Annotated in this window: 20 protein-coding genes; 16 read left to right on the forward strand and 4 right to left on the reverse strand. The window is 68.2% G+C overall.

Annotated elements, in window-relative coordinates; genetic code table 11:
* The 5 genes from dnaE to ACFZBU_RS41940 all read left to right on the forward strand — a co-directional run.
* Positions 1 to 2,814 (forward strand): DNA polymerase III subunit alpha (gene dnaE / locus ACFZBU_RS41920; protein ID WP_391589041.1); only part of this gene is annotated, 2,814 nt, incomplete at its 5' end.
* Positions 2,807 to 3,043 carry a hypothetical protein gene (locus tag ACFZBU_RS41925; RefSeq protein ID WP_391589042.1) on the forward strand — a complete coding sequence of 79 codons (237 nt, stop codon included), beginning with the start codon at positions 2,807 to 2,809 and terminating at the stop codon, positions 3,041 to 3,043. The genes dnaE and ACFZBU_RS41925, both read left to right, overlap by 8 nt.
* A gap of 87 nt (positions 3,044 to 3,130) precedes the next feature.
* Positions 3,131 to 4,015 (forward strand): hypothetical protein, encoded by an 885-nt coding sequence (locus ACFZBU_RS41930; RefSeq protein WP_391589043.1) that lies wholly within the window; start codon positions 3,131 to 3,133, stop codon positions 4,013 to 4,015.
* Positions 4,016 to 4,043: 28 nt separating this feature from the next.
* Positions 4,044 to 4,451 carry a DUF4326 domain-containing protein gene (locus ACFZBU_RS41935; protein ID WP_391589044.1) on the forward strand — a complete coding sequence of 136 codons (408 nt, stop codon included), beginning with the start codon at positions 4,044 to 4,046 and terminating at the stop codon, positions 4,449 to 4,451.
* Between the two features lie 329 nt (positions 4,452 to 4,780).
* Complete coding sequence (locus tag ACFZBU_RS41940; protein ID WP_391589045.1) at positions 4,781 to 5,020, forward strand: hypothetical protein; 240 nt, start codon at positions 4,781 to 4,783, stop codon at positions 5,018 to 5,020.
* A gap of 78 nt (positions 5,021 to 5,098) precedes the next feature.
* Here the strand turns inward: ACFZBU_RS41940 and ACFZBU_RS41945 are convergent, their stop codons facing one another.
* A complete protein-coding gene (locus tag ACFZBU_RS41945) occupies positions 5,099 to 5,830 on the reverse strand; it encodes a hypothetical protein (protein ID WP_391589046.1) in 732 nt (243 codons plus the stop codon).
* A 199-nt stretch (positions 5,831 to 6,029) separates the two neighbouring features.
* On the opposite strand from ACFZBU_RS41945, the gene ACFZBU_RS41950 reads away from it, so the two are divergent.
* The 8 genes from ACFZBU_RS41950 to ACFZBU_RS41985 all read left to right on the forward strand — a co-directional run bounded on the left by ACFZBU_RS41950 (position 6,030) and on the right by ACFZBU_RS41985 (position 12,419).
* Complete coding sequence (locus ACFZBU_RS41950) at positions 6,030 to 6,503, forward strand: hypothetical protein (protein ID WP_391589047.1); 474 nt, start codon at positions 6,030 to 6,032, stop codon at positions 6,501 to 6,503.
* Positions 6,504 to 6,882: 379 nt separating this feature from the next.
* Positions 6,883 to 7,266, forward strand: coding sequence for a hypothetical protein (locus ACFZBU_RS41955; RefSeq protein ID WP_391589048.1), 384 nt, complete (start codon positions 6,883 to 6,885; stop codon positions 7,264 to 7,266).
* A gap of 135 nt (positions 7,267 to 7,401) precedes the next feature.
* Positions 7,402 to 7,848 (forward strand): hypothetical protein, encoded by a 447-nt coding sequence (locus ACFZBU_RS41960; RefSeq protein WP_391589049.1) that lies wholly within the window; start codon positions 7,402 to 7,404, stop codon positions 7,846 to 7,848.
* A 9-nt stretch (positions 7,849 to 7,857) separates the two neighbouring features.
* Positions 7,858 to 9,204 (forward strand): DNA cytosine methyltransferase, encoded by a 1,347-nt coding sequence (locus tag ACFZBU_RS41965; protein ID WP_391589050.1) that lies wholly within the window; start codon positions 7,858 to 7,860, stop codon positions 9,202 to 9,204.
* 272 nt (positions 9,205 to 9,476) lie between these two features.
* Complete coding sequence (locus ACFZBU_RS41970; RefSeq protein WP_391589051.1) at positions 9,477 to 10,544, forward strand: hypothetical protein; 1,068 nt, start codon at positions 9,477 to 9,479, stop codon at positions 10,542 to 10,544.
* 94 nt (positions 10,545 to 10,638) lie between these two features.
* Entirely contained in the window at positions 10,639 to 11,244 is a 606-nt protein-coding gene (locus ACFZBU_RS41975) for a hypothetical protein (RefSeq protein WP_391589052.1), read from the forward strand.
* Positions 11,245 to 11,404: 160 nt separating this feature from the next.
* Positions 11,405 to 11,773, forward strand: a complete 369-nt coding sequence (locus ACFZBU_RS41980; protein WP_391589053.1) for a hypothetical protein — start codon at positions 11,405 to 11,407, stop codon at positions 11,771 to 11,773.
* A 364-nt stretch (positions 11,774 to 12,137) separates the two neighbouring features.
* On the forward strand, positions 12,138 to 12,419 hold the full coding sequence (locus ACFZBU_RS41985; protein ID WP_391589054.1) for a hypothetical protein: 282 nt from the start codon (positions 12,138 to 12,140) through the stop codon (positions 12,417 to 12,419).
* Positions 12,420 to 13,254: 835 nt separating this feature from the next.
* On the opposite strand, the gene ACFZBU_RS41990 is transcribed toward ACFZBU_RS41985, so the two are convergent.
* Complete coding sequence (locus tag ACFZBU_RS41990) at positions 13,255 to 14,292, reverse strand: hypothetical protein (RefSeq protein ID WP_391589055.1); 1,038 nt, start codon at positions 14,290 to 14,292, stop codon at positions 13,255 to 13,257.
* Positions 14,289 to 18,167, reverse strand: a complete 3,879-nt coding sequence (locus ACFZBU_RS41995) for a hypothetical protein (protein ID WP_391589056.1) — start codon at positions 18,165 to 18,167, stop codon at positions 14,289 to 14,291. Before ACFZBU_RS41995 ends, ACFZBU_RS41990 begins: the two co-directional genes overlap by 4 nt.
* 227 nt (positions 18,168 to 18,394) lie before the next feature.
* Here ACFZBU_RS41995 and ACFZBU_RS42000 point away from each other — a divergent pair, with 227 nt between their 5' ends.
* The 3 genes from ACFZBU_RS42000 (at position 18,395) to ACFZBU_RS42010 (ending at position 23,280) form a co-directional block, all read left to right on the forward strand.
* On the forward strand, positions 18,395 to 18,646 hold the full coding sequence (locus tag ACFZBU_RS42000) for a hypothetical protein (protein ID WP_391589057.1): 252 nt from the start codon (positions 18,395 to 18,397) through the stop codon (positions 18,644 to 18,646).
* Between the two features lie 2,925 nt (positions 18,647 to 21,571).
* Positions 21,572 to 22,513: a ParA family protein gene (locus tag ACFZBU_RS42005; RefSeq protein ID WP_391589058.1), complete on the forward strand. Its 942-nt coding sequence runs from the start codon at positions 21,572 to 21,574 to the stop codon at positions 22,511 to 22,513.
* Entirely contained in the window at positions 22,510 to 23,280 is a 771-nt protein-coding gene (locus ACFZBU_RS42010) for a hypothetical protein (RefSeq protein ID WP_391589059.1), read from the forward strand. Before ACFZBU_RS42005 ends, ACFZBU_RS42010 begins: the two co-directional genes overlap by 4 nt.
* Before the next feature lie 861 nt (positions 23,281 to 24,141).
* On the opposite strand, the gene ACFZBU_RS42015 is transcribed toward ACFZBU_RS42010, so the two are convergent.
* The gene (locus ACFZBU_RS42015; RefSeq protein ID WP_391589060.1) at positions 24,142 to 24,459 is read right to left on the reverse strand and encodes a hypothetical protein; all 318 of its coding nucleotides are present in this window, start codon (positions 24,457 to 24,459) and stop codon (positions 24,142 to 24,144) included.
* Between the last annotated feature and the right edge of the window lie 102 nt (positions 24,460 to 24,561).

Raw genomic sequence — 24,561 nt, forward strand, 5'->3', positions numbered from 1 at the left:
GCGCACGACTCGCTGCTGTGCGTGGGCGTGGGCAAGAACAAGGCCGACCCGAACCGGTTCAAGTTCGCGGGCACCGGCTACTACATCAAGACCTCCGACGAGATGCGCCGGCTGTTCGCCGAGGTGCCCGAGTCGTGCGACAACACGCTGTTGATCGCCGACCGCATCGGCGACTACGGCGAGGTGTTCGCGCATGTCGACCGGATGCCGCAGTTCGACGTCCCGGAGGGCGAGACGCAGGCGACGTACCTGCGCAAGACGATCGCCGAGGGGTTGCCCCGCCGGTACGGTGACCGGCCGAGCCGGGAGGTGCTGGAGCGGATCGAGTTGGAGATGGGCGTGATCACGCCCATGGGCTTCGACGCCTACTTCCTCGTGGTCGCCGACATCTGTCGGCACGCGCGCGCGAACGGCATCGCGGTCGGCCCGGGCCGGGGCTCGGCGGCGGGCTCGATCGTCGCCTACATCCTCGGCATCACGGACCTGTGCCCGCTCGAATACGACCTGCTGTTCGAGCGTTTCCTCAACCCCGAGCGGGTCAACCCGCCGGACGTCGACCTGGACTTCGACGACCGGCGGCGCGACGAGATGATGCGCTATGTCGTGGACAAGTACGGCCAGGCATACACCGCGTACGTCAACACGTTCGGCACGATCAAGGCCAAGGCCGCGATCAAGGACTCCAGCCGGATCCTGGGCCTGCCGTTCGCCACCGGCGACCGCATCACCAAGGCATATCCGGCGGACGTCGCGGGCGAATCCATGCCCCTGGTCGGGATGTTCGACAAGGGCCACCCGCGCTACACCGAGGCCGGCGAGATCCGCGCGCTGTACGAGTCCGACCCCGAAGTGAAGATGGTGATCGACACCGCACGCGGCATCGAGGGCCTGACCCGCGGCACCGGCGTGCACGCCGCCGCGGTGATCCTGTCCTCGACCCCGCTGATCGACCTGATCCCGCTGCACCGGCGGGACAAGGACGGCGTGATCATCACCGGCTTCGACTACCCGTCGTGTGAATCGATGGGCCTGGTCAAGATGGACTTCCTGGGCATCCGGAACCTGGGCATCATCGACCACGCGTTCTCGATCATCAAGGCGAATCGCGGCATCGACCTCGACCGCGCCGGCATTCCGCTCGACGACCGGACCACCTACGAACTCCTCGCCCGAGGAGACACCCTCGGCGTCTTCCAGCTCGACGCCGGCCCGATGCGCTCCCTCCTGCGCCTGATGAAGCCCACCGCTTTCGCGGACATCATCGCGGCCGGAGCCCTCTACCGACCGGGCCCCATCGCGGCCGGTGCCCATACCGACTACGCGCTCCGCAAGACCGGCCGGCAGGAAATCACGCCCATCCACCCCGAGATGGCCTCGGCCCTGGACCCGATCCTCGCCGAGACCCACGGCCTGATCGTGTACCAGGAACAGATCATGGCGGTCGCCCGGAAACTCGCCGGCTACAGCCTCGGCCAAGCCGACCTGCTGCGTCGCGCGATGGGCAAGAAGAAGAAGGACGTCCTGCGAGCCTCCTTCGCCGACTTCCGCCAAGGGTGCCGCGCCAACGGTTACTCCGACCAGGCGATCCAGACGGTGTGGGACATCATGCTGCCCTTCGCCGACTACGCCTTCAACAAGTCGCACGCCGCCGCCTACGGCTTGATCTCCTACTGGACCGCCTATCTCAAGGCGAACTACCCCGCCGAGTACACCGCCGCCCTCCTCACTTCCGTCGAGGACAAGGACAAGATGGGCCTCTACCTGGCGGACGCCAGGTCGGCCGGCATCCGGGTGCTCTCACCGGACGTCAACGAGTCCGTGGCCGACTTCACCGCCGTCGGCTTCGACGTGCGATTCGGCCTGCGGGCGATCCGCAACGTGGGCGACAACGTCATCAACGACATCGTCGAAGCGCGCACCAGCAAGGGGAAGTTCAACTCCTTCGCCGACTTCCTGACCAAGATCGGCCTGCCCGCGTGCAACAAACGCGCCGTGGAGTCACTGATCAAGGCCGGAGCGTTCGACGCGTTGGGATATACCCGCCGGGCCCTGGTCGAGGTACACGCGCACGCGGTCGAAGTGGTCACAGGCCTCAAGAAGCACGAAGCGAGTGGCCAGTTCGACCTGTTCGGCGGCGGTGCCGATGCCGCCGGACAGCCGGCCGTCGGGCTCGACTTCACGCTCACCGACCAGGAATGGCCGCGCAACCTCAAGCTGGCCACCGAGCGCGAGATGCTCGGCCTGTACGTCTCCGCGCACCCGCTCGACGGCGCCGAGCACATCCTGTCCCGACACCGCGACACCTCGATCACCGAACTCAAGGCCTCCGACCGCACCGGGGGCACCGTCCGGCTCGCCGGCCTGATCACCGCCGTCGAGCACAAGGTCAACAAGAGCGGCGCGCCGTGGGCGATGATCAACCTCGCCGACCACGACGGCGAGATCGAGGTGCGGTTCTTCGCCCACGCCTACACGCTCGTCGCACACGCCCTGAAAGAAGACCTTGCGGTCAGCATCAGGGGCCGAATCCAGGAACGCGACGGTGCCCTCGGCATCTTCGGGTCCGACCTGGTCCTCCTGAGCCTCGACACCACTCCCGTGCTGCTGACCATCCCGGACGCGAACATCACCCCGCAACTGGTCGAGTCGATCAAACGGATCCTGGCAGCTCACCCCGGAACCTGCCCCGTCCATCTCGCGGTGCCCTCCGAGCGAGGAACCACCCGCTATGAGCTGGCCCCAAGGGTCGATCCCACGGGATCGCTCGCCGCCGAGATCAAACCGCTCGTCGGCGCGACCGCATGGAGTGGCTGACCCCGACACCCGGGGCCGACTCGCCCTGCGGGACACGAACGTCACCCTCCGACGCATCCGGGACCTCGGACGCGCACGCGCCGCACACCCGGGTACCCGACCCGTACACCTCGCCGTCTCGTCGGACGGCGACACCAACACCCACCACGAACTCACCGCCAGGGCGGCCCCCCGCGCACTCCAGGCTCGGATCGAGCCCCTCGACGACGCGCTCGCCTGGAACCTCTGACCCGCGGCCCCGAACGTCCCCGGTCGGGACGACGACGGTTCCGCGCAGACACTCCCCCGAAGCACTCCGTGAGGAGGACCCACCCCGATGACGACCAACAGCCACCACCCCCGGACCCGGAAACGCCCCACCCCCGGCGCGCCGCGACGCAACACCCTCGCGCCCCCTCCCCCCTACCCTCACCGGCCCGACGTGGACCCCGCGCAGACCATCGCGCACCTGGCCCGCCTGGAAGCAGCCGGCATGACCGCCGACGACATCGCCGAACGCGCGAACCTGTGCACCCGGACGGTCGAGAACATCGCAGCAGGCCGACGCTCACCCCTGGCCACCCACCTCGCCGACCGAATCCTGGCAATACCCGCCCGACCCGACATCGACCCGTGTGCACAGGTGGACGCCACCGGCACCCGTCGCCGCCTCCAAGCCCTCACTGCCATGGCACATCCGATGGACGACCTCGCCCGACGCCTCAACATGGACAGGGCACGGGTCGCGACCCTGTTCACCGCCGAGAACGTTCGCGCCGGCGACGCCGCCCGCGTCCGCGTCCTGTACGACACCCTGCAGATGAGCCCCGGCCGGGAACCGATGGCCGCCCGGTTCGCCGAACTCAAGGCATGGGCACCACCGTTGGCCTGGGACGACCAACGCATCGACGATCCCACCGCGTCACCGGACCACGGCCCCGCGCCGAAGGCGCGAACGCGACGCAGGTACGTCGCAGACGAGGTGCGCCACCTTCGGGGGCTGAACGAAAGCTTCGAAGCGATAGCCGGCACCCTCGACCTCACCCCGGACTACCTGCGCAACCTCCTGCACATCATCGAGACAACGCCACCCCGCTGCTATGTCTGCGGCACCACACACGACGTCCGGCCCCACGACGGCGACCTCGTTCCCGACGTCGCCGATCCTCAACGCCTCATGCTGTGCGATGCCTGCGACGCAGACCTGGACCAGGACGAATGAGCCGTCAAAGTGTCACGACAGCAGTCCGATGCACCACTCCGAACTCATCCGGGCCCTCGGCCCCGCCGAGGCCGGCCAACACGACACCCGCCCGCCCCCGCGATATCCGGAACGAGTCCAGCGCCGGCGCACCAAGGGCTGGCGGATGCCACCAGGGGCGATCTACGTCGGACGCGGTTCCGTCTGGGGCAACCCGTTCCGAACGATCGGCCTGGACCGCCAACAGGCAGTCGAACAGTACGAGAAGGACCTCGCGCGAAATCCCGAGTTGGTCGCCGCGGCGCGGACGCGACTGCGTGGGCATCCCCTCGCGTGCTGGTGTCCCCTCGTGGACGACAAGGGCGAACCTGTGCCCTGCCACGTGGACGTACTGCTGCGCATCGCGAATGAACCCGACGATTCCACGACTTCCCCGGCCGGACCCGGCCATCCGTGAGGTGATCGACCCTGGAATCAGGTGTCGAGCCCCGCACCCCGGCCCGTTGCGTAGCGCCCCGTCCGTACACGGCCGACGCCTGAACTTCCCCCCTCTCACTGCGCCTTCCCTGTTCGCGCGTGACCCGGTCTGCCATCGCGGTCTCGACCGGACCCACGCGCGCCGTCCGGACTTGGGCCGGGGACCGTGCACAGGCCCTCCGCGTCCCGCGTTCCGCAGGCCGGCGCGGTCAGCAGCGCCGCGCGAGCGCAGTCTCGACCAGGCCCGGGCGGTCCGCTCGGGACTGCGGGCACACGAGCAACCCGACCCCGACCATGAGGAGTAGCCCCATGGGCACCTACCGCCTCGACTACATCGCGACCGACCTCGACACCGACCGCGAACGCGTCGTCGACAAGGACTGGTTCGACGCCCCTGACGACGCCGCCGCGAAGCGCGAGGCGGCCCGCCTCATGCACGCATGGGGCCGACCGAAAGACCCCGGCACCCAGCACCGCTCGGGCGGCCTGTGGACGCGGCGCGGCAACGACACCGCCGGAACGTACGTCGGCAACGTCTGGATGCGCTGACAACCTTCGCCGCGGCGGCGCCGGCGACCGGTTGGAACGTCACGGATCATGTCCCGATTGTTACCTTCGCTGCCTCGGTCAGCCGTCCGTGTCTCGGTCGACCCGCCGCCGACGTGCACGAGTCCTGACGCGCCGGGCGATCTCGGCCCGCGCCTCCGCCTCGTCGCCGAGCCAAGCCGGTCGGGCACGGAGGATCTTGTCGACGTCGTCCCGACGCCAGCTCTTCCCGCGCCGCGGCTTCAAGTCCGGCACCAGGTCGACGGGTAGCCCGAATGCTTCGGCCACGGCGGCGTCCGGGACGGTCTCCACCTCCGCCTTCGGCGCGACAGGGGCGCGCAGGGGCCGGCTCCACCCCTTGGGGCCGTCCCCGGCCTCCCGGGTCGACCAGAACCTTTGAAGCCGGTCGTCCCATGGGATCAGCTTGGCCCTGCCGACGCCCCTCCACTCCTCCTCCGGTACCGGCCAGTTCGGATCGGTACGCGCGATGACACTCACCCGCGGCCGGCTCATGGTCGTGGCATAACCCGCCTCGACCACCCGCTCGGCGATCGCGGTCATCGTCAGCCACTCCGGTTCGCGCCGCCGCTCGAAGTAGGCGCGGAGCCGGTCGTCCCACGGGATCAACTTCACCGTGCCGGCCTCTCTCCACTCCCCCTCCGGTACCGGCCAGTCCGGGTCGGTACGCGCGAGGTAGTACAGGCGCTCGACGTTCATGCTGCGGATGAACCCGCCATCGACAGCCCTGCGGGCGATGTCGGCTGGCGGCACCCACTCGGGCTCGCCCGCCGCAGCGGCTTTGTTCGAAGTCATGCTGGAGAGCTTCGCAGACACCGGTCGGTCTTTCAATTATCTATTACGAAGGCGTAATGGTTTCGGGAGGACGCCCGTGGGCGCGATCCCGTTCGGGCCGCGCCCGCACCGGCCGAGCCGTCCATGCCCCGGGGGGCAACTCCGCGCCTCCGAAGGCCTTTACCCAACGAGTCGACTCAACAGAGAGAGGACCTACGACGTGACGTCCACTATCGTCGAAACCCCACGGCAGGAGAGGACACTCGCCAGTCGAACGCTCGCCCGGGCCCGCGCCCAGGCGCAGGTGAAGAGGAACGAAGACGCACGGCGGTTCGCCGCTGCGGTACGCAAGCAGCGCGACCAAGCCGTCCAGGATGCTGTCGCGTACGCCAGGAAACTGCTGGGTACCGACGCGGAATTGGCCGACACCGACACCTGGAGCGGTTATCCCGCAGTCGGGGACCGGTACCCCATCGCCGTTGCCTATCTGGGCGAAGGTCTCTGGATGATCCACGTTCGCGACTCCGCCGAACACAACGACAGGCCCACGCTCGTCCGACTGCGGCCCTGCGGTTGCATACAGGAAATCTCACTGGACGACAGCCGCATCGAGCCGTTCGAGTCGGCGCTTGCCGCGCTGCTGACGGACGACCGGGCCTGCGACTCCCGTCAAGGCCGCCCCGAGGACTCCTGACCGACCCACCCGACCGCCGCCACGACTCGCCGACTTGCCGGCGAGGGCCGGCGATCGGCACGCCGCCCGCCCGCACGGGAGAACTCCGCCCGGCCCGACCGGTGAACGCAAACGGTCGGGCCGCCGCCGTCCCGGCACGTACTACAGGAGAGCAATGCCCAGCCGCCCCCCGACCACCTGGCGACCGCGCGAGGAACACCTCGAATCGGTCCCCACGTCGGCCCTGGCGCCCCACGCCGTCATCGTCTGGAATCGCGCCGCGTGGCGCGTCCTGGCCCGGAGACCACTTGAGCACACTCGGTGGCTCCGCCTGCAGGCCCACTGTCACCGAAGTCGCCTCGACCGGGATACCCGAACACGCCGCCCGCTGGTCCTGGACGTGGTCCGCGACCACGGAACCGAGACTTTCGAGCGCGTTCTCGCGTCCCCGGGCCACGTGTGGCAGGTGATGCCCGAGCACTACGCGGTCTGCCGCCGCTGTGCGGAACTACCGCCCTGTGCCCACGAAACACGCGAGTCCGAGATCGACGCCGAGACCGCACGCCTCGAGGACCTCCTGCGGATGGCCCCCGGCGACTGTCTCGGATGCGGCCAGCCGATCACCGACCGGATGCGGTACACGCGTTTCCCCGGCCCCAATCTCTGGCGACCCGACCTGCCCGACGACAGCGCGGTGGTTCACGCGCGCGCCGCGTGCCGCCCCTGGGCCCAGAAATATCACCGCGCATGGGCATCCATCGTGGCGCCGACGCGCAGCCGTTGACACCCGCCTCCGCAGCATCACCGACGAGAGCACACCGACGAACCCCCCAACGCCCGAACCCACCCGTCCGGAGAGACCATGCCGCCGATCCACCGACACCCGAACGAGCCTGCAACAACCTCCAATCACAGTTCGATGGCCCTGACGCCTTTGACGGGATTCGACGTCCCGACCGACCCGCCGGCCGCCGACGCCCCCATCGGCGACGAGCGCCCGGGCAAGAGGTTGGTGTTCGCCCTGCCCGACGTCTCGACCCGGCGCGAGCTCGACATCCTGCGGGTACCGCCCACGCTCCCGGCGCCCACCCTCTTCCGAGCAGCCGGCCGCCCGGAGGGGGCGAGGGCGGTGGCGCTCGCCCGGATCACCGAGGTCGCGGAGTGCGCCGCAGCCGCGCATTTCGGCGATCCGCCCGAAGGCTCCTCGCACCTCACCGAACGGCCGACTCGGCCCGACGGCATCGCCGCAGCCACGGAATCGCCGAAAGGACCCCGCGCGACACGCCGATCCGGGACAACGCGAACCGCCCCGCACAGTACGGACACCTCCGAACCCACCCGCCGGTGCCGCCCGGCCGACCGCTAGGGACAAGCCGTGCTCACGTACTTCAGCCAGTTCGCGGGCGTCGGCGGCGACACCGAGGGCGCCGCCCAGGTGCCCGGCGTCGAACCCGTCCTCGCGATGAACCACTTCCTGCGCGCGGTCGAGAGCCACAGCGCCAACTTCCCACGGGTGGACCACATCCTCGACGACGTCACCACCTTCGACATCACGAGACTTCCCCGCGTCGATCTGTACTGGGCCTCCCCCGCCTGCCCCTACTGGACCGACGCCCGCGGCCGACGCCGGGACTTCGACAAGAGCACCCTCACCCTGTTCGACCAGAACGCCCCGGACGAGAAGGCGATACGCAGCCGGGCCCTGATGGAGGAAGTGCCCCGCTACCTGCGGGCGATGAGCGACAAGGGCAGGCCCGTCCTCGCCGGCGTCGTGGAGAACGTCATCCAGTGCCGCAAGTGGGACGAGTGGAACCGATGGCTCGGCGAGATCCGCAGGCTCGGCTACCGCATCCGCGTCATCGCCCTCAACTCCATGCACGCCACGCCCCGACACTCGCCCCGCGCGCCCCAGTCTCGCGATCGTCTCTACGTCGCGTACTGGCACGACTCGCTCGGCCGGGATCCCGACTGGGACAAATGGCTGCGACCGCGCGCCTGGTGCGACCGTTGCGGCACCGAGGTCGACGCCCTGCAGGTGTTCAAGAAGCCCGGTGTGGACATGGGCTGCTACGGAGCCCGCAATCAATACCTCTACCGCTGCCCAAGGATCGGATGCCGCGGGAACGTCGTCGAACCGGCCACTCGACCCGCGGCGGCGATCATCGACTGGACGGTTCCCGGCTCTCGCCTGGCCGAGCGCGAGGACCCGCTCGTTGCCAATACCCTCGACCGCATCCGAGCCGGCCGCGACCGCTACGCCACCGGAGGGGTCGCCGTTCCGCCCGGGCTCTTCGAAGTCCCCGGGCACGGGCCGGGACTCGCGTCCGCCCCCGTCGATGCCCACCGGCGGGCCGCCGACAGCGCCCACACGCCGGATCGGAGCAGGCTGGATCTGCTGGTCCCGTACTACTCCACCGGTGTTGCCCGCCCCATCTTCCGCCCGAGCGGCACGTTGAGTACCCGTGACCGATTCGGCTGGGCCAGCTGCAACCCCGCGGACACGGGCCTGGACGACGTCCGCTATCGCATGCTGCTCTCCCACGAGGTCGGCGCAGGCATGGCCTTCCGGCCCGACTACATCGTCCTGGGGACCCACGCCGAGAAGGTTCGCCAGTACGGCAATGCGGTGACGCCGCCGGTCGCGGAAATCCTGATTTGTGCCCTGGTCGAGGCCGTCACGGGTTCGACCATCCCGCGCGGCGATCTGGCCCTGACTGCCTGACCTCCGCTGCGGACCGCGCCGGTTCGGGCCGCCCGGATCCGCGCGGCCCGCCTTCGTGCCGCCCGGCGTTCGAGCCGGCGCCGAGCGGCACACCCTGCGGCGAGGAGTCGAGAAGGATTTCGCCGGGACCGTTGCCCCGCACCGAGACGACGTGTACATTCAGATTAACTATTACGATGATGTAATAGACTATGTGATTGACGCGATCGGCCTCCTGCGCCGTGCCACACCGCCGCCTCACCCATGCCCACCCCACGAACCGGGAGAAGCGCATGACGACCGACAGGCGTGAAGTCCCCCTCGCATTCGCCGAGAACCTCGCAACCGAGCTCGGCCGGCAATGGCCCACGATCACCGAACACCCGGACTACCAGCGCCGCCTCGACGCGGGAGACGTGATTCTCGGCCGCGAGTGGCACCTCCTGCGCGACGAGCCCGCCTACGGGCGCCTCATCGGCGACGGCGCCCACGACGGAACCCCCAACGAGAACCCGAACGACCGGACATGCATCCGACTGCTCCTGCGCGCCTACGACGGTCGCGCCCGCATCTCCTCGTGGACGGGGGGATTCGTCGGCGAGTTCCCGAGCTACTACACGACAGCCGCGATGAGCCGCCCCATCGAGAAGATCGCGGCCCAGGTCTGGCGCAAGGTCCTGCGCCCCCTCATCGACACCGACGCGATCAGCAACGAACTCGGCCGACAGTGCCTCGAAGACATCGAACGCGTCCACAACCGACAGCGAATCGAACGGTATCGACGACTCCTGACCGAAGCCGGCGTCAAGCACTCCGTGCGCATGTTCGAGTACTGGAACGGCTACCTGCGCGACACCGCCTACCCCTCGGTGCAAACACGCCTCCACTCAGGGACCGTGCTGGACCTCGCGGTGTCCGGCGCACCCACCCACGTGATGACCGCGCTGCTGGAGCACTACGTCGCCCACGTCCGCGCCGCCGTCGGCGAGGACATCTTCGACCCCGCACGCGGCATCGTCCACACCGACGCCCCCTACTACGCCCGCCACTCCGACACCCCGCCCGACACGACGTTCCTCCCCGACATCGCCCGCCAATTCATCGCCATACTCCCCAGCCTCACCCCCTCCGCCCCGCACCCCGCCAGCATTCAGGCCGTCCCGTACCTGATCGACCTGGCCGGATGGATACCCGCCAACTACCAAGGCGAGTACGACCTGCGCCCCGAAGGCGAGAGCCGCAGCGCCAACGTCCACGTGTCCATCGGCGTCACCAACACCTGCCTGTGGATCGAGAAAATCCACCCCGCACTCGCCGAAAGCCTCCTGAGCCTCTACCGCGACCTGCTCCTCAACGCATGACCGAACGCGTCGGCGAGCCCCGGACCCCAGGGGCTCGCCGACCCGCCCCGACCGCCCCGCCGCGAGAAAACCGGGGCAGACCCGGAGAAGACCCATGACACCCAGCATCCGGCACGCTCTCCGCTTCCTCGCCGGTCCGAACCCCACCCTCGTCGTCGCAGGCATCGCGCTCGCCCTGCCCGCGATTTCCTTCGACCCCGACGCCACCCCCACGGCCCGCGCCCGGGACCTCATCGGCGTCGTCCTCGCCGGCTGCATCGTCATACTCCAACTCGTGCGGCCCGCAGCAGCCGAAGCCTTGCGGACACGGCCGACAGACAAAGCCACGCCGCTGACCCCCCTGGTCGCGGCCACTCTCGCGAGCGGAGCCACCTTCGCCTCGGCCCTCGCCGCCGTCATCGCCGCTCACGAAAACCTGCGCACCGCACCCACCGCCACCAACGACCGCGAACTCCTGATCCTGTGGAGCCGCCAGCACGCCACCATCGCCCAGGCCCGCCGAGCCACCGAGGCACACGACCGCAACCTGCGCCAACTCCGCATCGACCACGAAATCGGCAATATCCCGATCAACCATCGTTCCCTGCTGCGCCGTCTCACCGACAGCCATGACAACGGACTCCGCAACCTCGGCCACACCCGCAGGTTCTACGACACCCCGTGGCAAGGACCCCGATCACGGGACAGCGAATCACCGTGAACAAGGCACCCCGAAAGGCCACACCGCTCCGAGACCCGGCAGACGCCCGGCCGACCACACGTCGGGTACGCCGATCGCATCGCGGCCACGTCGATGCCCACCCGGCTCCGAGCACACCCACCGAAACGAGAACGGCCACCGCGGTCGCGGGAGACTCCTCATGCTCGACATCGAAACCGACACAGACCCACGCGAGGCCCAGGACATCCACCACCTGCTCCTCCTCGCCCGAAACCTCGGCGTCGACGCCGTCGACCTGGACGAGGCCGTACACGACGCCGCCGGTCGCTACGCCTGCAACGCATCCGGCGCCGTCGACGACGACGCCGCAGACGCCCTCTACGACGCAGCTGGACATGCCGCAGCGGACATCGACAATGCGGGCCTCGACCGGCAAGTGCCCTACCTCATCTCCCAGTACAGCGCGGCGAGGGCCGAACGGATCATTCTCGAGGCCGCGTGGGAGCGTGACGCCACGACGACCGACCAACTGCAACGATGCCGCCCGCTCCAAGGAGCCTTGCGGTGAAGCCGGCGGTGATGAACGCCGTCCAAGACGTCCTGCCTTTCGCCGGCCTGGCCGAGATCCCGACCGCGTCGGAGTGGTGTCAGCGGTCGCGCGCCAGGCGGCACGCGTGGTGCCACCTCAGCGAGGGCGGTTTCGATGCCCGAGGACCTCGCCGAGAAGCCTGCCAAGTCCTTCGTGCTGGAGCACCACTACTCCGGCTCCTTTCCGTCTATTTTCACCGTGATCTTTCCAACAGCCACGTCAGCCACATGCATGCTGAACTGGCCGGATCATCAGTATCCAAGGGGTGTTTGGCATCACAGGCACGTTTGTCAGGTCGTTCCGCGCAGAGCGGGCGACGCTGACCCAGAACAAGACAGGGTGGGTGATCGTCGGAACTGACGACTACGCCCTCCACCACGAAGGCTCGCTGTTCCTCGCAGGTCTGCGAGACGCCGGCCGGGCCTACAACACGGAGAGGACCTACGCCGGGCGAGCGGCGCTGTACCTGTCGTACTGCACCTTCCACCGCCTGGAATGGGCCCAGATCACCGTGTGGCAGCTCGCGCGGTTCCTGCACTGGCTGGTGGAGGAGCCGCTGCCATCGCGGGCCCGCGGCGAAGGCGGGCCGGAACGATTCCGCGACACCCCGGCGCCCCACCCGTAGTCGTGCGGCAGGCCCTGCCAGTCGAGGAGCGCGGAGTCCGCGTCGACGAGCTGCTCCGCCTCCTCGATGCCGAGGCGGCGCAGGGCGTCCCGCCTCTGGCGAAGTGCCCTCGGGCTGTCCATCCTCAAGACACGCGCGCCGCCAGCCGGCAGACGTCTGCGACGGTGTCGACCCACACGTCCCCTCACGGTGGCCGGTTTACGGCCTTGAGGGTCTGCCTTTCGGTCACCGGACCCGAACCGGCAGAGTGCAAAGGGACCGATCTGTTGTACTCATGGATGACGGCCTGCACGCGTTGGGGCGTCAGCACCAGCACCAAACCGTCGTAGGCCGGGAATCTGCCCGGCCTCGATGCCGCCGATCTCCAGGCGACCGCCGGGCAGTCGGTACACGTCGTACTCACCCTCAAGGCAGGGACAACGAACATGGTGGATCCGATCACTCTGGCGGCCATCGGAGCACTGGCGCTCAGCGAGGGGGTCAAGTTCCTCTACGGTCAGGCCGGAGAAGTGCTGAAGCAGCGCAGGGAGCGGCGGGCGGCGACCGCCGAGCTCCCGTCGGAACTGTTCGAGACGCCGGCCGGAGTGCTGAGCGTGGATCTCGAACGGGCCGACGAACTCGAACCCGAATTGCGGGAACTCCGTCGGGATCTCAGCGAGTACGGCCAGGGGGTCGACGCGGTCGATCCGAACGACCGCCAGGTCGTCGAGCTCGTCGACGCACTACGCCGGACTCTGGAAACCGTCTACGGGCAGCCGATCGTGTTCCGGGGTGAGAACCGGGGCGCCGACGGGGTCGACCTCACCGGCGAAGCCGTGGTGAAGGAGGTCCGTGGCTACGTGGCGGGGTTGCGGGCGCGCCACATCACGTCCGGATCCGCCACCGGGAGGGTGCGCAGCGACTCGGTGGAGGAGGGCGGGCAGGCCATCGGCCTCGACGCCGGCGATGTGGGCTGACGGGCCCACGCGGGTACCGCGTACACCGCGATCCCAGGGCCGTACTCCTGGCTGAAGCGGATGCTGATCACCGTGGCGAGGGCGCGGCGGCCACCGATGGCTGACGTCCACCGGCGAAACGCCGCGTTCCGCAGACGAGGGAGTCGGCCTGGGAGTGAGCCAAGGTCCCAACCGTAGGACTTGGCGTGGAGTTCCACGCTCCAAGTGCTGTCATCATCTGCCGAGGTCACCATGACCGTGCGGGCGGGAAGGACGCGACGCCCTTTCGTCACGTCACCAAGTGACCTGAGTACGTCCGTGAGGTGGCCGGACGGTCCGCATGCGCCCAGGGCCCGGAGGAGTGTGGGCGTCTCCAGGTCGCGCGTGACGGCCAGGTACGCGCGCCGTCTCACCGTGCCACGGCGGATTCCGATTCCCGTGAACGCCGGCCCGAGCGACGGCTTTAATGCCTGGCGCAACGGGCCAGGCAGCAGTGGTGTCAGCAGCTCATTTTCCTCCACCGCCTCCAGGTAGGTCTCCAGACCGGTGAGGCCCTCCACAGCGGCGGTCATCCCGAAGAAGGCGCCGAATCGCTTCGGGCCAGAGGGGAGAGGGGCGCAGGCAACTCGTCGCAGGGAACCGGCCCAAGGGCTGCGGTCGGCCAGGTCACAGGTCAAGTCGACTGTCCTGACCAGGCGTTCCGGCGCGGAGACGGTCGCGAACAGCTGCGCGGCCATGCGGAACTCCTCGGGCTGCCAGGTGGAGAACGAGTACTCCACCGGCGGGTAGCCGGGCGTGAGCGAGTTGTGCGTCGGGGTGCCGCCGGACCACAACAGGGACGTACCGAGAAGCGTGGTGACGGCCCGGGGCAGTTGGATGCCCTGCGCGCCGGCGACGTGCTGGAGACCGGTGATGGCCTCGGCCTCCGCCGGGGTCATCGCGCGGGGAAGGCGGCGAGCAGCCGGGCTTCGACGTCGGACTCCGGGCTCAGCACCGCCACCAGACTCAGCAGGTCCAGATGGTCCAGGTTGGTGAGGCTGCTCGTTCGCAGAATGACGTCGAAGGCTTCTCTGGCGTCGGCCGCCGGTGCGCCGCCCTGCTGGATGGTGACCACGAGCATCTCGGGTGCGGCACCCAGCCAACTGTCACGTGCCCGGGTGGCCTCGGGCCAGATCGCCCGCAACTCGGCGTACCAGCCGCATCGGGCCGCGAACTCGGTCAGTCGGGAGAACGCGAGTGAGCGCGACGATGCCGTCCTGACCACCGTCGCGAGCTTGCGGGCCTCGCTGAAGGTGGCCGAGGCCCGCGCGGGGTCGCCGCTGCGGTGGTACGCCTCGGCCAGATGCGCGGCCACGTGCGACCGTCGGCTGTAGCGGTTGTCGGAGTCCTGCCGCGTCTCGTCGCTGCGCGGGAAGTGCCCCCGGAAGGCGTCCCAGCCATCACTGCGCATCTCGGCCTTGTACGCCCAGGAGTTCATGAGGCTCACGGCGGTTTCTGCCTTTTCGGGCTCGCCAAGGTCCGCGGCGAGCAGGGCCAGCCGGGCGGCCTCGGTCTCGTCGCTGTCGCTGTCGAAGTACTGATGCTGTTCCCGCCCGATCTCCTGAGTCATCCGTTCCATGGCGTCTTCGAGCCGCGTGCGCGTGGCGGATCGGAGGCCGGCGAGAGCCTCGAAGTCGCCGTTGGCCCGCAGGAAGCTCATCAGCCGGGCCTGGGACTGGAGGGACTCGCCATCGGCCGGGTCGGGGATACGACCCACCGCGCTGCGCAGCAACTTCAGCTCCTCGACCTCCCCACTCATGATCAAGTCGTGTTCAACGTCGTCCAGGGGGAGAAGGACCCGTGAACCCCGATGTGTCGTGGGGGTGTTGAGGACGGTGGCCGCGGCACCGGACTGGCGGGCACGGAGGAGGTTGCGGACGATGCGGTCCCTCGTCCGCGGTAGGCGGTACTCCTCGGGCAGCCGGACGAACTGCTCACAAGCCAGGCGCCCTAGCGCCGCGGCTCGCTCCTGGTCGCCTCTCAGACGGGCTGCCCAGGCCAGCGAGGACCACGCGGTGATGCCCCGCAAGGGCGCACTGTCGACCCGTACCAGCGATTTGGCCATGGTGTCGATCAGCCTCGCGAGGTCACCGTCGGCCAGGACCAGCATCGCCTGGCTGTGCAGGTTGTCCGGGGTCGCGGCGGCTGCGTGCCGCGCCGACTCCAGAGCTTCCTGTGCCGTGTCCTCGTCGGGCCCCGCGTTCCGCACGTAGGACAGGGCGCGGATGAATTCTGCGGGATTTCCCTCGCGGAGGTATTCGGCCTCGGCTCGTGCTGCCACCGTTCTCCCGGCCGCACAGAGTTCCCGGATCACGGCGAACTTGAGGCCGACGTCGCACCGACCGTGGAACGGGTCGATGTGGCCCCGGTACATTTCCCAGTACCAGTCGTCATCGTCGTTGGTGTGCGAGAGCCCGACGATCCGGTCGAGGAGCTCCGCAGCCCGGGGATCTCCGAGACCGCGCAGATAGGTCGTGTAGTGGAGGATGCTCCACACGTGTCCGGGCTGCTGCCGGAGCGCCTCCTCGCCGGCGTCGCGCGCCCTGTCGGCAGCCTCCCCGCCGTGCAGGACCGCATCGACGATCATTCCCAGGAGGACCGCGTCCGCGCCGGTGAGGTGGTGGTAGATGCCATCGGAATCGGTCAACTCCCGGCAAGCCTCCTGGAATTCGCCGCGTACGGCCTGCGCCACGAGTACGGAGTCGGGAACGTCCGGGGTGAGGAGATACGTCTTGAGCGGGGCTGCTTCCTCGCCGTCCCGCCCCAGCATGCGGTTTATCTGTCCCTGTCGGCGGGCGTAGTCCTCCATGACCAGGTCGCCGAGGGCGGGCAGTTCCTCGGTGTTCTCCTCGGCCAACGCGGCACGGGACAGGATCTCCGTGATCGCCCGCGCTCGTACGACGCCCTCCTCGACCAGGAGCGCGGGGACGATCGACCAGTCCGGGGCGACGCCTTCCAGGAGGAACATCGCCAGATAGCCGAGCATGGCGTCGTCGGCGATCCGCAGCACCGCTCCGAGGCGATCGTCGGAGCCCAGGACGGGCACGAACGGGGCCACGAGCGCCGCGGCGGCCGACGACCACTCCTGGTTGACAGTGTCGAACCCGGAGCGCTTCACGATGTTCGGCACCGCAAGTGCTTCTCTGCGGCCCTGCAGCCCGAGCGCGGCCATGATCAGCAGATGCCAGAGCAGGGAAATCTCTTCCGGGTACGTTCTGGCCTTGGCGACCCCGGCTTCGACACCCCAGTCGAGCGCGGCCTGCACCGGGGTGAGCGAGTCGGCGGCGGACTGGGCGTCCACCAGCGCCAGCGCCAGGAGGACCACCCGCTCGTACTCGCGAGAGCCCAGCGACGAATCCAGGGCCAGCCCGATGGTCGCCAGGTGCGGTTCGCGCGCTGGGGCGGAAACGCTCTGCGCAGCGAGGTATTCCTTTGAGGTGGCGAGTGCGTAGAGCCGGTCGCGCAGCGTTCTGGTCTGTGCACGCGTCAGGTTCGGGTACTCCAGTGCCGTCATCACGTGATCGGGGAGATGCCGCAGGTAGTAGGCGTCGTCGCAGGCCTCCCAGTGGCCGGCCCACTGCTCGAAGCCGTAGTCGACGATGCGCTGGTGGCCCTCGGCCGCATCGAGATGGGGGTCGGGACCGTGCAGGAGGAAGTCGGCGAACGAACGGTGGTAGAGGGTCCACGGACCGCGGGGCCGGCCGACCAGATACTGTCCGAGGACTCGGACGACGTCCATGACGCTCTGCTCCGTGCTGCCGAGGATCTCGGCGAGCTGTCCGACGGAGAAGCCGCCCTCCTGAGCCGACGTCAGCAGCGACAGAGCGGGCCTGAACTGCTCGCGCCAGCGGTCCTCCGCGGCGGCATTGGCGAGCGGTCGGATCTCCCTGCGGAGGAACTGCTGGTAGAGGTCTTCGAGCCCGCGGGGCAGGAGGGCGAGGTCGTCGAGCTCTGCCAGGTCGCGCGTACCTGCTGTCAACTCCGCGGTGAGGTGGTGGACGTACAGATAGTTGCCCGCCCCGTTGGCGGCCAGCTTCCGGGCCAGCTCCGCCCGTTCCCCGGCGTCCCCGACGAGGTCCCTGAGCCGGTGGAGAGCGAACTCCACCAGATCCGCGTCGGCGTCGGGGGCGTCGCCCACCAGGTCCAGTGACGACACCCCCTCAAGGACCTCCATCGTCGCGATGATGCGAGCGTCATGCCGAGAGGTGATGACGAAGCGCAGCGGCAGGTCCGCACCTGCTTCGAGGACGAGCTCCGCGATCGTACGGTGGCCGCGGTAGGTCAGGGCCTCGTCGAGGGCGTCGATCACCACGATCGGTTTCGTGTGGAGCGTGACGCGCTCCAACGGCCGGGCAACCAGCCGGTCGAAAGCCTCGTCGGCGGAGACGTTCGAGATCGAGACGCGCACTCCGATGACCGATCCCTCCGGGTGGACCGTCGTCGCTGAGGCGGAGCCCTCGATGTGCACCTCGCCCGACCGCCCGGACAGCTCCGTACTGACCTGCATGAGGGCATCGGCGAATCCGGGCAGCGTACGGCTGAACTGCTCGGCGAGTGCTTCCGCGAACCGTACGGGATCGCAGGTTCGCCGGTAGTTCGCGCGGCACTGGTAGACAGCCCCGCTGGCCAGCCCGGGTATCGGTTCGCCACCCCACAGATGGTCGACGGCCGCCGACTTCCCGGTTCCCGGCTGCCCTGTCAGAAAGAGGTAGCGCACGTCGGAAGCGGCCCAGCGCCGCACCGCTTCGGCGAGCCAGGCACGTCCGATGAACATGGGTGTACTGGAAGAAACTTCCATCAGCCCCCCAGTGTTCGGCGCGATCTGCCTTCAGGCTAGTTGCCGCTTACCAGCACAGGAAGGCGTATCGGCATACATGCTGGGGCAAAGCGTGGTGGATGGTTCGTTACGGCATTCGGTCCGGCGTCGCGGGCTGGCAGCAGCCGAGGGGCACTGACCGGCCCGGAAGTCGCAGGGGGCAACTGCCTTGCGGCTCGCTGCACATGCGTGGCCGGATCCCGGCGCGAACGCACGGACGAGCCCCGTACTCACCCGAGCTGAACCCCGACGAGCTGGTCAACGCCGACCTCAAGCACAGCCTGCCCAGACAACACCGGGCCCGCGACCAGGACGAGCTCGCCGCCGAGACCCGCCGGTTCTTCCGCAGACGCCAACGCCAGCCACACATCGTCTGCGGCTACCTCGGCGGCCCGCACGTCCGCTACGTCCTGGACGAGAACCCCATGAGTTTCTGATCAATATCCCGTCGATACGGGCGGACGACTTCTGTAGGGGGCCTGAACACACGAGGCGTGTTCGCCCTCACCTCCGTCGTAGGCAACCGCGCGTACGCCGTCGGCAGCGGGGTGGCGCCAGTCGGCATCGCCAACGGCAAGGACGTTGGATAGGGCGACGTGGACGGTGAAACCGGCGCCGCGTCGCGGGACGGCCAGGACCAAGCCGAGACAGTCCACCACCAAGTGCCGCTTGCGGGCGTCCACCTTGTGGGGGTTGTCCCAGCCGGACGCCGGCGGGCGGATGTTCGCCGTTGCCCGCACCGACTGCGAGTCCTCGAACGCGGCCGTCGGGTCAACTCACAGCCCTCCTTCTAGCGCACCTTGTCGCGGAGCCGATCGTAGTCGATGCTGCGGTCAGCAGACCGTGTCTGATATGCCTTCAACACTGCATGGCCAATTACCTGCGAATCCACTTGACAGATGCAGATAAATGGGACCGCGCGCCTCCGCTTCGGCCTGTACGACACCGACGCCGGGGAACACCGACTGTGCGGAGTCGCGGTGTTCGGGATTCCGGTCGCGGAGGCCGTCTTGACGCGGCCCCTGCCTGGCCTCGAACCGTACGTCGAATCGCTGGAATGCTCACGGTTCGTCCTCACGGACGACTGCCCGGCGAACGCCGAGAGTTGGTTCCTCGCCCGCTGCTCGGTCGCGGTGTGCGTGGAGTCGTCTCCTTCGCCGACCCCGTACCGTGCAGGGACGTCTCCGCGGGAGCCTCGTGGCCGTCGGGCACGAGGGGACGATCTACCAAGCCACGAACGCGGTCTACATGGGCCGGGCCAAACCGCGGACGATGAAGCTGCTTCCGAACGGCGTGGTGCTGAACGACCGGGCGGCCCAGAAAGTGCGTCGTCAGGAGCAGGGGCACGAGTACGTCGAGGCCATGCTGATCCGCCTGGGGGCTCCTGTCCCGCGCGCCGGTGGCGACGCGAGGACCTGGCTTCGGGAGGCGCTGGCGACCGTGGGGGCCCGCAACCTGAGACACCGCGGAGCCCACCGGTTCTGCGGACGGTTGTCCCGTGTTGCCGCTCGGGCAGGGACCGACGTGCGCGGGAGAGCGTCCGGTTGGGACTGCCGACGTTCCGCCCCTCCCCCAGAAGCCCCGACTGACCGAGGGAATCGCGCACGGGCCGTCACGCGGAGCCTGCCCTCGAGGGCAGGCTCGCAGCGACTCCTCGGACGAACGCCGGAGGTCGGCACGAGTGAGTGATTTGTGAGAGACCGATTCCGGAATTATCGACCGTCACAGGAAGAAGATCATGATTCGTATCATGATAGACGTACCGAACGCGCGATCCGTCCACGAGCTCGCAGACGCTCTCGATGCGGCCGCAGCCGCACGCGAGAACAATGGTGACCCCGGGTCGCCTTTGATCGCGATGCGCTGGGGGAGGACCGCAGACCGCCTCCGGGCCGGCCTCGAGGTGATGCCCACTCACTCCCCCAGCACCCCCAACGGCGTTCCCGTGCCCGTCTAGCGAACGGAACGTGCCAGAGCACCTGTTCGCTCGACGATCCAAGCCGCACATGCAGCCCTCCGTCGCGCCGGTCGGCCTCCGACCGGCGCCCTCCACCTGAACGCCGACCGAACCGGGCCGGGTCGCAGTGCCCCACCATCCAGGGAGTCCGCAGTGGTCCACACGGAACAACCATCCGAACTCGACGAGATCGACGCCCGCCACGTGGCAGCCACACCGCCGCCGTGGGCACACGTGGAGGGCCACGCGATCATCGTCGCAGGTCTCCAAATCAACGGCCCCGGCGACATCACCTACACGACGGCCATCGCGACCGTCGACGGCGCGGAACCCGCGGACCCGGAGACCGCGCGGAACGAGGCGCAAGTCGTCGTGAACATCGCATTCATCGTCCAGGCCCGACAGGACGTTCCCGATCTTTCGGCCCGGGTCCGGCGTGCGGACGGCTGTCTGGACCAAGTGCGGCTACTCGTCGGCCGGGCCGCAGCCCAGGGAATACCGGCGGCGACCTTGACGGAGCCGAAGCGCCCTGCGACCCCGAGGAGCCCGCACCGACCCGATGGGCCTACGAGCAGGCGTGCGCCGCGCTCGAACACCATCGTTGGCGGGCCGACCGGGCCGAAACGGAAGTCAAGCGTTTGCGCGGCGAAATGCGCACTCCGTAGGGACCCACCCCGAGGTGCACCCTGGTCTTCACGCCTGCCTGCACGACCGCGTCCTCACCACGGCCCTCCCCGAACGGGGAGGGCCTTTTTGCGTTGTAGCCGACGGTCCGCGCAGCCCTACCCCCTACCGCAACAGAGCAGTGCTCATATTGGACTAACAGCCTGTTTCCATCCATCAGATGGCATCAACGTGATTGAGGCTTTAGATAGAGATAGTCGGATTTTGTACGACGTCACAGAATCTTCGCGGGTCGACATCGCCCGAGTCGGGCCGCTCGAAGCCTCTGAAGGCCCCTGGGAGGGCCTGGCACCGCCCGCCGGGGCGATCGGTCCAACCTTGGCGCGCTGGACCCTTAGGCGGGATTCATGCAGGTCAGGGGCGGTTTTCGGAGCCGAGAACGTCCGACTTTTCGGGCTTTTCATGCGCTGGTCAGCGGCTTCTTTTGATCTTTCGGAAATCGCATTGCGACACGCCGGAAGGCGCCTCGCTTGCTCGACTCGTCCGAAGACTTGCGAGGCTGGTGGAAACCATGTTCATGTACCGGTGTTCTTGCAGGTCAGTGCAGTTGTAGGCGTGCATGCATGTCCGCATGTGGAACCAGGTGTCGTGCCGCCAGCGGTACCGAATGCAGCCGCATGGGCATCCTCGATTCTGATTCAATGCGGCCAGCGATCTTGATGCGAGCCCGCGTATAGAAGAACAGAGAGGCGGACGAACACCAGTGGGACCGACCACCCCTATGTACACACCCAGCACCCTGCCTGCCGAGTACTGGAAATATCTGCCCTTCGACACCTACGTCTGGGCGCACGGGAAGGGCGGGACGGGCAAGTCCACACTCTCGGCACACCAGTCCTTTCACAGCGCTGCTACCTGCGTCCGTCAGGCCGCCGAGGAAGGCGTGGAGCCATTGCGCACGCTCCACATCGACTTGAACAAGCAGGGAAACTCACGCCAAGACTTCGGCACAAAGGGCACGTCACGCGACGATGACGGCTGGAACCTGTACCGAGCGATCGTCGACGGTGAGCCCTTGGAGCCTCTCCGGGACGTCCGTCCCGGACTGGATCTGGTGCAAGGAGGGAGTCACCTCCTACGAGTCGAGTCGCTGATGCCCGGCCTGATCAGCCAGGAAGGACCCCGCGCGAACCTTCGGCTCGTTTGCGCGATTCTCCCCATCGCGCAGCACTACGCGCGCATCGTGATCGACAGCCCGCCTGAGAACTTGGTTCTGCAGAGCCTCGCATATCCTGCCGCGCACTTCGTGGTCGTGCCGACGAAGCCGGACAGTGCAAGCATCGATGGACTCGCGGAAGTAGCCGACCGATACAGCGTGGCGGTGGAGATGAACCCCAGCCTGACGCTGCTGAGCGTGGTCCTGTTCGACCTCCCCCGTGTTGCGCCCAAGATGGAGCGTGAGGCGAGAGCACGAATCGACCGCGTCCTGGGTGGCGTTGTGCCCACTCTCAAGGCGAAGGTGTGTCACGTACCGTCGACACCGGTCGATGCAAGGGAACTCGGAAAGGTGACTTTCGAGCTGGAGGACGAGCTGCGCAAGCGCCGCCGTCCAGGTGCCGAAAGCGAGGACTCACCGGTGGTACGTCTGGCCGGTGACTACCGAGACATCTTCGGTGAGCTGGCCGTTCTGGCAGAAGCGGTACGCGAGGAGGAGGCCGCGTGACCGACACGGAAAGCTACAGCGGCGGCGTTACAACCGGTGTCGGAGAGAGGTTCAAGAAGGCGGCGAAGGGCAACGCGACGCCACCGCCCCCGCCCCCTGCGCCCGCTCCGGCACCGCTACCTACGCCCGTTCCACAGCAGTCAAGCCAGAGCGAAGAGCCGCCATCTGCCCGGCAAAGTCGTCTGCGCGACAGCGACTATCCGGCACTTTCGGTTGAACTTTCGACCCCCATTCTGACTCGGGAAGAGCAGATCGCCGATGTACTCGACGCCGTCGAAGCCGCTCGTAGGCGGCGGACAAGCGGTGCCACATCGCGTCGGGCTCCTGTGACGGTCTACGTCAACGACGTGCTCCTGAAGCGCATTCAGGCCTATCAGCGTCGCAAGCAGGTCGAACTCGGACTGCGTGACTACGACAACGGCCGTGTACTCCTGGACGCCGTGACGGCCACCTTTCAGGAACTTCCCGGCCGCGTCCTGGACGCACGTGCGCCCAAACTGGACGGACTCTTCGAGGCGTACGACGATCCGACTCGTGCCGCTGAAGCATCGAACATCCCGTGGCAAGCAAAGATGGCAGTCGGAAACCGAGGGATAGTCGACATCATGGTCGGAGCCCTCGGCGAGCATCTCGACACTGACGTGTCCCGCTCGGAACTCCTGAACACGGCGCTCGACACGTTCCTCCCGCCTCTCGAACGCAAGCAATTCGCCGGCGATCGTCGTCGACGCAAGACCGCGCCTACCGATGAGGCCCGGCCCGAATAGGTTCCGGAACGTGCGTCAGGCGTTGACGCAATGAACAACGGCCTCACCACTTCCCGGAAATGGTGAGGCCGCTTCGCGTGCATGGTGACGCGGCTCCGCAACCACACACAGCGGTGACTATGCGCGAAAGGACCCACGCGGGGATCCCAGGAAACGGCTTGAGAGACCCGGAGACATGGCATCGGCGCAGTCCCTACGCGGAGCCGACCAGTCGTTCCCACACCTGGTGATCCCTGCGGGACATGAACACGTAAGGCTGGTCGGCTCGACGGGGCGTGTGGGCAGGCTTTGCTTCCGACCCGAGCATCGAGTTGCGTCTCATGCTCGCCGAGCGGTCGAGAGCAGGCACGTACGCCACGCCAGGGCGTAAGTCATGCAGTTCGACTCGCTCCGATGTGAGGGACCACAACCGGGTTGATGACGGCTCGAGTATGACCACGCCATCGTTCTCTCGCAGGTCGGGTGTTGTTGCCTGCAAAAGTCGCCACCTAAGCCAAGTGGCAGTTGTCGACACCTTCCGCACCCGAGCTGCGTATAGGCGGTACCGGCAAGTGCACCAAACCGCATGTTCCGCTCTCGGCCCTTGGTGGGGGTGTTGCCCGGTCGGGGCGCGCGATGGCGGAGGCGGCGTGTGGCGTTGGTCGTGGTGCACGGGATATGGAATCGGCAGCGGGGGCTGTCGCCGCAGGCGGCGGCCGAGGGGCTGGCGGAGGGCGGTTCTCCCGTGGCCTCCGGGCGTGGCCACCGAGCAGGGCGGGAGGTCCTCTCCCTGCCACGGTTCGGCGGCGGGAAGCCGCAGTGGCCCGGGCAGCCGGTCGCGGTGGTTCCACAATCGCCGTACTTCGACCAGCAGGCTCGCCTTCATGGAGGCGGTGGCCTCGAAGGCGACCACGTCGGCGCCGTGACGCGGGGCAGCGTGATGGTTAGGGTGCGCAGCGCGAGTCGGGTGCCGCGGCGGGTGCCGCGCAGCCGTCGGGGCGGTGTCGTCAGATCGCCCAGGTAGTCCGCGAAACTGCGCAAGGTGCGGAACGTCTTGTAGGCGGATGCGGCGGTGCGTACCGGCCCGCCGGGCCTGGTGCGTTCCGTGAAGGCCGCCGCGAACGCCCGGCGCAACCGCGGGTGGACGCGCCACGCGGTGAAGTCGAACTCCTGCGCCAGTTGCGTGGCGTCCTTCGGCACGAACCCGATCCGGCAGGCCGTCTCGACGACGACCCGGGCAGGAGCTGTCCGTTGGCCGCAGGCTGGGAGATCAATTCCGCTGCGGGGGGCCTTAACCTTGGC

This window comes from Embleya sp. NPDC008237 (assembly GCF_042956465.1).
Classification (GTDB): Bacteria; Actinomycetota; Actinomycetes; order Streptomycetales; family Streptomycetaceae; genus Embleya.

Coding starts and splice junctions, on each gene's coding strand:
- ACFZBU_RS41930 (WP_391589043.1), top strand. CDS start 3,131: ATGACGACCAACAGCCACCACCCCCGGACCCGGAAACGCCCCACCCCC.
- ACFZBU_RS41935 (WP_391589044.1), top strand. CDS start 4,044: ATGCACCACTCCGAACTCATCCGGGCCCTCGGCCCCGCCGAGGCCGGC.
- ACFZBU_RS41940 (WP_391589045.1), top strand. CDS start 4,781: ATGGGCACCTACCGCCTCGACTACATCGCGACCGACCTCGACACCGAC.
- ACFZBU_RS41945 (WP_391589046.1), bottom strand. CDS start 5,830: ATGACTTCGAACAAAGCCGCTGCGGCGGGCGAGCCCGAGTGGGTGCCG.
- ACFZBU_RS41960 (WP_391589049.1), top strand. CDS start 7,402: ATGGCCCTGACGCCTTTGACGGGATTCGACGTCCCGACCGACCCGCCG.
- ACFZBU_RS41970 (WP_391589051.1), top strand. CDS start 9,477: ATGACGACCGACAGGCGTGAAGTCCCCCTCGCATTCGCCGAGAACCTC.
- ACFZBU_RS41975 (WP_391589052.1), top strand. CDS start 10,639: ATGACACCCAGCATCCGGCACGCTCTCCGCTTCCTCGCCGGTCCGAAC.
- ACFZBU_RS41980 (WP_391589053.1), top strand. CDS start 11,405: ATGCTCGACATCGAAACCGACACAGACCCACGCGAGGCCCAGGACATC.
- ACFZBU_RS41990 (WP_391589055.1), bottom strand. CDS start 14,292: ATGACCCCGGCGGAGGCCGAGGCCATCACCGGTCTCCAGCACGTCGCC.
- ACFZBU_RS41995 (WP_391589056.1), bottom strand. CDS start 18,167: ATGTTCATCGGACGTGCCTGGCTCGCCGAAGCGGTGCGGCGCTGGGCC.
- ACFZBU_RS42000 (WP_391589057.1), top strand. CDS start 18,395: ATGCGTGGCCGGATCCCGGCGCGAACGCACGGACGAGCCCCGTACTCA.
- ACFZBU_RS42005 (WP_391589058.1), top strand. CDS start 21,572: ATGTACACACCCAGCACCCTGCCTGCCGAGTACTGGAAATATCTGCCC.